The following is a 9,356-nucleotide window of genomic DNA, read 5'->3' as shown; positions in this document are numbered from 1 at the left end:
AGCGTGGCGAGGACGAGGTCCGGGTTGTGGACCTCGACGCCGGCCGGCGGCGCGATGTCGGCAGCGGTGACCAGGCCGGGACCCTGCTTGCGCAGCCCCGAGTTCTCCGTCGCCCGCCGCGACGGCGTGCCGCTGGCGGGTATCGGGGGTGTCTCGTCCGCCTACCAGACCGCCGTCGCCTGGCTGCCGTACTTCGCCGTCGAGGACGCGGACGTCGCGGCCGGGCGGGTCCGCGAGCGCAGCGCGACGGTGGCGGTGGGGCCGCTGACCCTCAACGAGGGGCGCGGGGTCCTGGCGGCCGACCTGGACGGAGCGGTCTTCGGGCTCTGGGAGCGCCTCACACCCCCCTCGCCCCGGTCCACGCCGCCGGACCGCTCGTACGCCTGGTTGCGTCTGCGCACGCGGAACGCGTTCGACGCGGCGATCTTCTACGGCGGGGTACTCGACTGGGCCAGTGGGCGGCCGGGCAGTTGCGAGGTCTCCTACGAGGACGAGGAGGTCATCGTGCGCTGCGAGGGCCGCCCGCTGGCACGGATCAGCTCGGGGGCGGTGGAGGCCTCGCCCGATCCGGTCGTGCGTCCCCACTGGCAGGTGCAGTTCCTGGTGGACGACGTGGCCGGTACCGCGGAAGCGGTCAGTCGTTCCGGCGGAACGGTCATCGCCCTCAACGAGGTCCGCGGCGGTACGGAGGCGGTGGTGCGCGACCCGGACGGCGCGGTCTTCGGCGTCACGAACGTCGGCAGCCCGGAGATCGCCGGGGCCTGAGCCCGAGTGGGCGCCGGCTGCCTCCGGGCCGCCCGGGGCCCGTTCAGGACTCCGAGGGCGCGGCGTCCTCGCGGTTGTCGCGGGCGATCGCCCACAACGGGAAGACGAACCAGCACACCGCGAACCACAGCGCCATGCCGGCGACGAGCCAGAGCGCCAGGTGGTTGTGGAGCGCCACCCGCAGGATCAGCAGCAGCGCGCTGCACATGGTGCAGAAGAGCAGGACGAGTCCGAGTATGGTCAGCCGCGCCGCCCACGCGACGGTCTGCGGCTTCATCCGGCGGCCGGAGAGCAGCCGGTGGTAGGAGACGGGGCCGATGAGAGCGGCGGCCGTCGAGGAGCCCAGTATGACCGTGACGACGTAGATGGTCCGGTCCGCCTCGGCCAGTTCGGCGAAGCGCGGCTGGAAGACCACGGCGAGCAGGAACCCGAAGAGGATCTGCACCCCGGTCTGCGCGACCCGGAGCTCCTGCAGCAACTCACCCCATTGCCGGTCCGCGCGCTCTTCCGGGCTTTCCTGTCGTCCGTCGTCCCGAGCGACCGCCACCGGAGTTCTCCCCTCGTCGACTTGCCTGCCGGGGGTCGTCCCCCGGCAGGAGTCCTACGCCTTCCCCTCACTCCTTCCAGTGAATCCCGTGATGGTCGTACCGGTGCGGTGCCGCTCGGTGCACTCCCTCAGCCGGGCGTATCGCGATCGTGGGACGGAGTGTCAGCTGCGGGGTTCCGTCTGATCGACGGGTGCGGCCTGGGCGGGACCTCGGCGGCGGTCACCCCGTACGGGGCGGCCTGGATGCCGTACAGGGCGCGGAAGGTCCCCGGGCCGGGGTGGCCGTCCGACATCAGCGCGTCGCAGGAGCCGCTCTCCACGCCCCTGTCCTCCTCCAGTACGTGGATCTCGTCGGCGGCCCGCCCGCCGGCGAGCCGGTGGGTGATGAGGACGACGGTCTGGCCGGCGTCGGCAAGGCGGCGGATCTGCTCGATGAGCCGCTGTTCGGCCTCGGCGTCGAGCGCGCCCGGCGGCTCGTACACCCGAGAGCGCCATCGTCCCCGTCCGGCGCGGACCGCCGGGAGTGGAGTGGACGACGACGGTGGCGGGCCCGGTCCAGTCGGCCGCGATCAGCCCCGTTCCGGGCGGAGAGCCGGGCGCCCCGCGCTTCGGGGGCTGCCCGGGTCTCGATCAGCAGACGGCTGATCAGATGGTGTGCGGGATCCAGGTGCGGAAGGACAGGCACCGGCGGCGCACCACGGTCAGGGCCGCCCCCGCGCCGGGCACGGTCAGGGCGGCGAGCAGCGACAGCAGCAGCGGTTCGGCGTTGCGGACATCATGTCCCTCCCCGCGCGGCTGCCTGGGAAGGCGGCACATGCGCAAGGCGCTTGACGTTGCCGAGAACGCGGCGTGAGGCCGGGACGCCGACTCGCGGCACTCGGAGACTGCGTGCTCACTCTGACGCCATTGCGGCAGCGCGTCGGCCAACTGTGCATCTGGTCACGGCAGTTATGGTTTCGGCAGCGCCGCGTGCCGCTGGCGGGTGGATCGTCAGGCATGGAGGCGTCGTATCGAAAGGTGGCTACTGCCATTCCCATCCCCATTTCACAGAAGATCACGCTTCACCCCGCCGAGGACCGGTTCCTCGGCCCCCGACCCGCCGTCCTCGTCCTGCCCGGCGGCGGTTTCCGGGAACTTCCACCGCACGAGGGCGAGGGCTACGCGCGCTGGTTGTCCAGCCTCGGCATCCACGCCTTCGTCCTGTCCTACCGGTTGCTGCCGGACCGCTTCCCGGCCCCGCTCGAAGACGCACGGGCCGGGTTGGACCACATCCGCAACGGCGACCACGGCCTCGACGTCGGCAAGGTCGGCGTCATCGGATCAAGCGCAGGCGGCCAACTCGCCGGGCTGCTCATGACCGGTCAGGTCCTGTCCATCGAGAAGGACGTCGCCGACCCACCCCGACCGGACTTCGCGATCCTGGCCTATGCGCTGGCCGACCTCGACCTGCTGCCGCCGTCCGTGGTCGAGAACCTGCTCGGCGACCTGCTGCCCATCAAGGACGAGCTGTCCCCGGCCAAGCATCTGGACGCGTCGGTGTGTCCGGCCTTCGTGTGGGCCACCGCGCAGGACCCGCCGGGCCTGCCCAACGCCCTGGAATGGACCCGGGCGCTGGCGGCGGCCGCGGTACCGGTGGAGTTGCACGTCTACCCGGGCGGCAGCCACGGCATCGGCCTGGCCGACGGCGTGGAATACGGCGGCGAGCCGCACAAGTTCATCGCGCGCGAGCCGCACACCGCGTCCTGGACGACCGCGTGCGTGGCCTGGCTGCGACGGGAGGGCGTTCTTGCCGACTGACCGCGTCACCGCCCGGGGCAGGGAGCCGCAGTGGGTGCACGGCAAGTCAACAGGATCGAGCACCTCGTCGGCGAATCGCAGAAGACGGTGGCCGACTCGACCGACCCGGAGGTGGCGCGCCGTCACCTCGACGGGATCGGAGAGGTCATGGAGACGCGCGGGGTGCCCCGGTCAGGTGGCTGGTGCGCTTTGCGTTGCCCGGTAGTGCGAAGGCGGTGTCCCGTAACGGCTGACGAATGCCTGGCGGAGTGTTTCAGCGGTTCTGAAACCGCATGCTGCGGCCACGCTCGCCACGGGTGTGGAGGTGGAAACCAGGAGGTGAGCAGCGGCTTCGGTGCGTGCGTCGCGGACGAATCGACCTGGCGCCCTTCCGAGGTGGTTGATGAACAGGCGGGTCAAGTGGCGTTCGCTGACCCCCGCCTCGGCTGCCAGTGCGGCTGCGGTCAGGTCGCCGGCCAGGTGGCTGGTGATGTGGTCGACGACTCGCCCGACCAGGCTGTTCGTGAGTGCCGGGGTCGCTGTGAACATGCTCATCTGCGCCTGGTTGCCGGGCCGTTGAAGATAGGTGACCAGGCCGCGGGCCACTGAACGCGCCAACTCCGCGCCGTGGTCCTCCTCGATGAAGGCCAGGGTGAGGTCCAGGGCGCTGGTGACGCCTGCCGCCGTGGACACGCTTCCGTCGCGAATATAGATCGGCGCGGGATCCACGGTGATCTCCGGGTAGGTGCGGGCCAACTGGTCGGCATACCGCCAGTGGGTCGTGGCGCGTTTGCCGTTGAGCAGACCAGCGGCAGCCAGGACGGTCGCCCCCGTGCAGACCGAGGCCACTCTGCGGCTCTCCCTGGCCAGGCGCCGGACGTGGCCGACGATCCGCAGGTTGTCCGCCGCGGCCTCGTGGCCGAACCCTCCCGAGACGATCAGTGTGTCCAGCGGTCCCCGCAGCCGCTCCAGGGATCTCCGGCCCTGAAGCGTCAGCCCCGAGTCGCAGGTGATCGCACGGCCTCCCGGGGTGGCCACGCTCACGTCATAGGCGGGGCTGGCTCCGAGCCGGTTGGCGGTGATCAAGCTTGTCGTCACGCAGGCAATGTCCAGCAACTCGGCCTCGTCGTATCCGACGAGAACCACCACTCGTTCCTCCACGACCAGGACCCTATGTCGGAATGACGTGCATCCCAAGAATTCCGACCTGTTCGCTCTCTCTCCTTGGCACTCCGGTGCCGGGGACCGAAGGTGACGGCATGACCAAGACGCTCGCCTTCGTGCTCTATCCCGGCATCACCCCGCTCGACCTGGTCGGGCCGCTCCAAGTGCTGTCGGCGCTGGCCCAGATCGACCCGTCGTTCGAGGTGGTCGTCGTCGGGCAGGACCTCGCCCCCCGGGACACCGACACCCCGCTGAAACTGACACCGAGCCACACATTCGACCAAGTCCCCGAGCCCTTCGCGCTGATCGTTCCCGGCGGGACCGCGCCGGCCCTCGCCGCCCTGGCCGACGAGTCCTTGCTGAATTGGATCCGCCAGGCCGCGCGGACGGCTGAGGTCGTCGGCTCGGTGTGCACCGGCTCCCTGATCCTGGGTGCCGCCGGCCTGCTCGACGGTCGTCAGGCCACCACTCACTGGGGATTCCGCGACCTGCTGGCCAAGTTCGGCGCGACGCCCGTCACCGAACGCTGGGTCGAGGCCGGCCCCGTGCTCACCTCCGCCGGGGTGTCGGCCGGTATCGACATGGCCCTCCACCTGGTCGACCGCCTTGCGGGCGAGCAGACCGCCCGAAGGGTCCAGCTCCTCATCGAGTACGACCCGCGGCCACCCCTGGGCGGCATCGACTGGAAGTCAGCCGAACTCGACTTCTTCAAGCCCCATGCCCGAGCCATGTTGACATCGGCCCTGGCAGATCAGCCCTCGCTCCTGGACCGCCTGACAACCTGAGCGCCTCCGCGGCGGCGAGGCCCTACCCCCAGTGCCGTACCACGGCAAACCGGAAGCGCACCCCCTTTCACTGGTGGATGTCACGGATCGGGTGCCATCACACGTTGGAGGAATGGCTTCCAGCCCGTACGGCGAGCGTGGACCAGGCGCAGCTCGGTGACAAGGCCGGACCACCGGGCCGTTCGACGCTTCACGCGCCACCCCCGGGAATCACTGTCCAGGCGGGCACCGCTCAGGCGATGGGGAGCATCAGTTCGGGCCTGTCCCACATCACGTACGGCGGATTCGCGGGAACGGTACCGGTGCGTTCGGCGCCGACGCGGCGGTAGAAACCCTCGGACGGCGGGTGGGAGACCACCCGGACGGCGTCCAGGCCGGCCCGGGCGGCCTCTTGGCGCAGGTGGGCGACGAGGCGGCGGCCGATCCCGTGCCCCTGGGCGGCATCGGCGACGAACATGAGGTCCAGTTCACCGGTGGCGGCGGGGCCGTGCGGCTCACCCGCGTCGAGCACGAGGGAGTAGAAGCCCAGCAAGGGACTTCCGGCCCCGGGTCCGGGTCCCGCCTCGGTTCCGGGTCCGGGTCCCGCCTTGGTTCCGGCTCCGGGTCCCGCCTCGGTTCCGGCTCCGGCTCCGGCTCCGGCGACCGCGACGAAGACCCGGTGGGCCTCGATGTAGTCGGGCCCGACGCGGTATCCCTCGACCATGGGCGCCCAGTGACCCTCGTACGCCCGCGACGTCCTGACCAGGCGGGTCAGTCGCTTGGCGTCCTTGGCGACGGCCCGCCTGATGAGTACCGCACCGGGGTCGGTGCTCCGCGCTTCCATGAGGGCAATTGTCGCTCAGGGACCGTACGGCCTTTCCCCGGGACCGACACTCACGCCGGCCCGTTACCCCGTACCCGGGCACGGCAGGTCCCGTCCCCGGCACCTGGTGGTGCGCACCCCGCCCGCCCGGGCGGACGCGGCACAGCGGATGCGCCTTCCGCTCTGGGGCGACGGCACCTCCCGGCCACCGGATCGCTCCACCATCCGCACACCCGGCCGAACCGGCGTTTCCGGCTCTCGTCGTCGGTGGCCGCCGGGATCTCGCGCAGGTGGTGTCGTGCGAAGCCGCCGCACATCTGGCGGTCATCCGCTGCGCGGCGGAGGGGACCACTCCTACCGGGGGCGGCGGGACCGATCTGCGTTCCGGATTCGCCCGCGCCCTCCGTGCGCGTCCACGGCCGGTCGTTCCCTGCGGATGTCTCTCCCGCGGCCGATGCGGGCGCCTTCGCCGCCGCCCGGCGGCCAAGACCCCGCGGTGGCGGGCGCGGGGGTGTCCGCGTCGACGCGGGGCGTCGTCGGTCGGTGCGCGAGCCACGGCCACCGGATCGATCCTGAGTACCGGCGTCCATGTCAGTGCGGTGTGCGAAGCTGCTGGGCGGTACGGAGGATCGCGATGTGGGGGTTCGGAATGAGCACAAAGGTCGACGGAACGTTCGAGGTCACATCATTCGAACCGGAGGTGCTCGACGAAGGCCCCGGCGCCGCGCTCGGCCGCGTGCGGATGTCCAAGACCTTCCGGGGCGGCCTGGCCGGCACCAGCACCGTGCACATGCTGTCGGTGGCCGACAGCGATGGCCGTCCCGCCGCCTATGTCGCCGTGGAGCGATTCACGGGCGAACTCGACGGCCGCAAGGGCTCCTTCGTCCTCCAGCACAGCGCGCCCGGTAGCCATGGTGAGCAGATCGTGATCCGTGTGGCCCCGGGAACAGGTTCCGGGGACCTCGCGGGGATCACGGGTGTCTTCGAGATCGACCAGTCCGAGGAAGGCAGCCACTCCTACGTGCTGGACTACACGCTGGGCTGACACACGCCCGCACACCGTCCGGACCACGTGGCCGGCCTCCGAAGGACGTCGGGGACCGGCCACTTGAGGCGAGCGAGCGCCCGTCGAGGGCGCCGGCCACGAACCTCGGAGGCACGGCGGGCACATTCGAACGCGTCAGTCTGTCGTACGGCGTCGACCACGAGCAGGTGTACGCCGCGTCGAGGAGTTCTGGCACCAGGAGGAGCACTCGGCCCAGCTGGACGAATGACCGTTTCGGCCCACGACGGAAGATGTCCGCGCTTCCTCGCCGGAGAAAGACTTCGCGCCCTCCGTACGCAGTCCGACCCACGAAGCGGCGACACCACGCGCCCCGGGGTGTCCGGCATCCGCGAGTGCGGTGGGACAGGCGCGAGCCTGGACCCACTGACGTGTCGTCGGGCGCCTCGAAGAACGTCACGATCCCGCCCGACCACCCAGCGTCATGATCGGCCGGAGCGGGCCGCACGCCATTCGCCGACCGTTTTCTCGACGTCGAGGCGCCCGAGGTTGAGCGGCGGTCCGGGCGGAGGCATCCTCACGGCCTCGTCGATCTTCTCGTTGATCGCGTCGATCAGCTCCCGCACCCGGCGTTCGGAGACCGCTTCGGCGATCGCGCGGCGGACGTCCTCCACCTCCTTGCGCAGGGCGAGGGCGGGCGGCAGGACCGAAAGTCCTTCGCGCTGCATCTTCTCCTTGATCCACCAGTCCTCGTCGTAGGTGCGTCCCAGTCCGGGGAGCGGCTTGCCGAAGCCGGGCAGGGAGGCGAAATCGCCGCGTTGCTCGGCCTCGTGGATCTGCCGGTCCACCCACGAGTCGAAGCTGATGCCAGGGGGCTTCCGTTCGGTCACGGCACACCTCTTCTTCCGTACTGCGCCACGGCCCTTCCACGATACCCAGCGCGCTGTTCGAACAGCACTGTCTCGAAGTGCCGGTCGGGGGTACACGACTTCACGCACCCCGCTCGGCCGGACCAACCGGCCGGAGCCCGGATCGGAGGGAGTTGACGACCGTGCGAGAGAACCGCGTACCGGACAGCGAACGGCGGGAGACGCAATCATGACAACCGTACTGATCATCATTGGCGTGGTCGTCGTGGTGGCGATCGCCGGTTACTTCCTCCAGCGCGGCCGGGCGACCGGCGCGGGTGGGCTGAAGCGCCGCTTCGGACCGGAGTACGACCGGGTCCTCGCCCGCCATCAGGGCGACACCAAGCTCGCCGAGCAGGAGCTCGCGGAGCGGGTGAAGCGGCACGGCTCGATCAGCGCGCAGCCGCTGTCGGCAGAGGCACGGGAGCGGTACACCGCTCGCTGGACCCGGGTGCAGGAGCGGTTCGTCGACGCTCCCGAGGACGCGGTCGCCGAGGCCGGCGACCTCCTCGACGAGCTTTCCCGGGAACGTGGCTTCCCGGAGGCGGGCGGCGCCGAGGACCGCGCGGAAGCGCTGTCGGTCCACCACGGCACGCACGTCGACGCCTACCGCCGGGTGCACGCGGCACGCGACGGTTCGGGTGGGACGGAGGAACTGCGCACCGACCTCGTCGAGGCCCGCGCCCTCTTCGACTCCCTGCTCGGGGACCGGACCACGGGACGGGTCGAGCGGGACCGGACGGACATGGACAAGCAGCATCACGCGAAGGGAAGTGTGACGTCATGACTTACGGATCTTCCACGAACGGCGAACGGGTCGACGGGGCGGCAGACGCCCGCCGCACGGACGACATGGTCTCCACGGACGACATGGCGCGTTCCGGGGTGACTCCCGAGACCGCCGACCGGACCCGGACCACATCCGATCCGGAGCGCGCCGCGGGCCCCGCGCCCGTACATGCCCCCAGGACAAAGACGGCGGGAGCGGAGACCACGCCGGCCGACGGGAGCCGCACCCACCGCGCCGGTCGCGGCCTCGCGACGGACCGCGCCGAGCGTACGGACGATACGGGACAAGCGGACCGTACGGGGCGAGTGGACGGCAACGGCACGAAGGACACCGGGGAATCTGACCCCACCGGGCCCGTCGGCACGAGGACGGGCACGGACCGCACCGGCTCTTTCGGCACCCCCGGCGCGAAGAAGTCCGCCACCGGAACCCACCGCGAGACCCCCGGGACCTCCGCGTCCGGGAAGGCCGGCCCGGACCACGACGGGGCCCTGCTCACGAGGAGCGACCACGACGAGCTGGAACGGCGGATGCACCACGCGGTCAGCGACTTCGTCGAGGACCCGCAGCGCGCGGTCAGGGAGGCAGGCGCCACCCTCGACGCCGTGACCGAGAACCTGGTCAAGGCGCTCGCCGAGCGGAGCACCGCGCTGCGCACCGAGGAGAACCCGGAGGGCCCGGGCGCGCGGAACGGTGAGCGGACCGAGCAGCTGCGGATCGTGCTCCAGCACTACCGCGACCTCACCGACCGGCTGCTGTCGGTCTGACCCGGCCCCGGACGACGCCCACGGACGCCGCCCCGGAAGACGAGCGGCC

The 9,356-nt window shown here is 71.1% G+C and carries 12 protein-coding genes; 6 read left to right on the top strand and 6 right to left on the bottom strand.

Features of this window, described 5'->3' with window-relative positions; translation table 11 throughout:
* Window positions 1–54 precede the first annotated feature (54 nt).
* On the top strand, window positions 55–765 hold the full coding sequence (locus ACWD3D_RS28025; RefSeq protein ID WP_451463570.1) for a VOC family protein: 711 nt from the start codon (window positions 55–57) through the stop codon (window positions 763–765).
* A 43-nt stretch (window positions 766–808) separates the two neighbouring features.
* Here the strand turns inward: ACWD3D_RS28025 and ACWD3D_RS28020 are convergent, their stop codons facing one another.
* The 3 genes from ACWD3D_RS28020 to ACWD3D_RS28010 form a co-directional block, all read right to left on the bottom strand.
* The gene (locus ACWD3D_RS28020) at window positions 809–1,312 is read right to left on the bottom strand and encodes a DUF6328 family protein (RefSeq protein ID WP_451463569.1); all 504 of its coding nucleotides are present in this window, start codon (window positions 1,310–1,312) and stop codon (window positions 809–811) included.
* Window positions 1,313–1,440: 128 nt separating this feature from the next.
* Entirely contained in the window at window positions 1,441–1,794 is a 354-nt protein-coding gene (locus ACWD3D_RS28015) for a hypothetical protein (protein WP_451463568.1), read from the bottom strand.
* A gap of 163 nt (window positions 1,795–1,957) precedes the next feature.
* Window positions 1,958–2,128, bottom strand: a complete 171-nt coding sequence (locus ACWD3D_RS28010) for a hypothetical protein (protein ID WP_451463567.1) — start codon at window positions 2,126–2,128, stop codon at window positions 1,958–1,960.
* 72 nt (window positions 2,129–2,200) lie between these two features.
* Here ACWD3D_RS28010 and ACWD3D_RS28005 point away from each other — a divergent pair, with 72 nt between their 5' ends.
* Window positions 2,201–3,109, top strand: coding sequence for an alpha/beta hydrolase (locus ACWD3D_RS28005; protein ID WP_451463566.1), 909 nt, complete (start codon window positions 2,201–2,203; stop codon window positions 3,107–3,109).
* Between the two features lie 171 nt (window positions 3,110–3,280).
* Here the strand turns inward: ACWD3D_RS28005 and ACWD3D_RS28000 are convergent, their stop codons facing one another.
* Window positions 3,281–4,249, bottom strand: coding sequence for a GlxA family transcriptional regulator (locus ACWD3D_RS28000; protein WP_451463565.1), 969 nt, complete (start codon window positions 4,247–4,249; stop codon window positions 3,281–3,283).
* A 98-nt stretch (window positions 4,250–4,347) separates the two neighbouring features.
* On the opposite strand from ACWD3D_RS28000, the gene ACWD3D_RS27995 reads away from it, so the two are divergent.
* Window positions 4,348–5,037: a DJ-1/PfpI family protein gene (locus ACWD3D_RS27995; protein WP_451463564.1), complete on the top strand. Its 690-nt coding sequence runs from the start codon at window positions 4,348–4,350 to the stop codon at window positions 5,035–5,037.
* Between the two features lie 232 nt (window positions 5,038–5,269).
* Here ACWD3D_RS27995 and ACWD3D_RS27990 read toward each other — a convergent pair whose 3' ends face one another.
* Entirely contained in the window at window positions 5,270–5,860 is a 591-nt protein-coding gene (locus tag ACWD3D_RS27990; RefSeq protein WP_451463563.1) for a GNAT family N-acetyltransferase, read from the bottom strand.
* Between the two features lie 628 nt (window positions 5,861–6,488).
* Between ACWD3D_RS27990 and ACWD3D_RS27985 the strand changes: the two genes are divergently transcribed.
* The gene (locus ACWD3D_RS27985; protein WP_451463562.1) at window positions 6,489–6,884 is read left to right on the top strand and encodes a DUF3224 domain-containing protein; all 396 of its coding nucleotides are present in this window, start codon (window positions 6,489–6,491) and stop codon (window positions 6,882–6,884) included.
* Between the two features lie 440 nt (window positions 6,885–7,324).
* Here ACWD3D_RS27985 and ACWD3D_RS27980 read toward each other — a convergent pair whose 3' ends face one another.
* Window positions 7,325–7,732, bottom strand: coding sequence for a DnaJ family domain-containing protein (locus ACWD3D_RS27980; RefSeq protein WP_451463561.1), 408 nt, complete (start codon window positions 7,730–7,732; stop codon window positions 7,325–7,327).
* 208 nt (window positions 7,733–7,940) lie between these two features.
* On the opposite strand from ACWD3D_RS27980, the gene ACWD3D_RS27975 reads away from it, so the two are divergent.
* Both ACWD3D_RS27975 and ACWD3D_RS27970 read left to right on the top strand, forming a co-directional pair.
* Window positions 7,941–8,537: a hypothetical protein gene (locus ACWD3D_RS27975; RefSeq protein WP_451463560.1), complete on the top strand. Its 597-nt coding sequence runs from the start codon at window positions 7,941–7,943 to the stop codon at window positions 8,535–8,537.
* The gene (locus ACWD3D_RS27970; protein WP_451463559.1) at window positions 8,534–9,307 is read left to right on the top strand and encodes a hypothetical protein; all 774 of its coding nucleotides are present in this window, start codon (window positions 8,534–8,536) and stop codon (window positions 9,305–9,307) included. Before ACWD3D_RS27975 ends, ACWD3D_RS27970 begins: the two co-directional genes overlap by 4 nt.
* The last annotated feature ends 49 nt before the right edge of the window (window positions 9,308–9,356 follow it).

Source organism: Streptomyces sp. NPDC002690, assembly GCF_053592415.1.
This window is presented reverse-complemented; position numbering and strand designations above follow the sequence as displayed.

Coding starts and splice junctions, on each gene's coding strand:
- ACWD3D_RS27975 (WP_451463560.1), top strand. CDS start 7,941: ATGACAACCGTACTGATCATCATTGGCGTGGTCGTCGTGGTGGCGATC.
- ACWD3D_RS28025 (WP_451463570.1), top strand. CDS start 55: ATGTCGGCAGCGGTGACCAGGCCGGGACCCTGCTTGCGCAGCCCCGAG.
- ACWD3D_RS27985 (WP_451463562.1), top strand. CDS start 6,489: ATGAGCACAAAGGTCGACGGAACGTTCGAGGTCACATCATTCGAACCG.
- ACWD3D_RS27990 (WP_451463563.1), bottom strand. CDS start 5,860: ATGGAAGCGCGGAGCACCGACCCCGGTGCGGTACTCATCAGGCGGGCC.
- ACWD3D_RS27970 (WP_451463559.1), top strand. CDS start 8,534: ATGACTTACGGATCTTCCACGAACGGCGAACGGGTCGACGGGGCGGCA.
- ACWD3D_RS27995 (WP_451463564.1), top strand. CDS start 4,348: ATGACCAAGACGCTCGCCTTCGTGCTCTATCCCGGCATCACCCCGCTC.
- ACWD3D_RS28010 (WP_451463567.1), bottom strand. CDS start 2,128: ATGTGCCGCCTTCCCAGGCAGCCGCGCGGGGAGGGACATGATGTCCGC.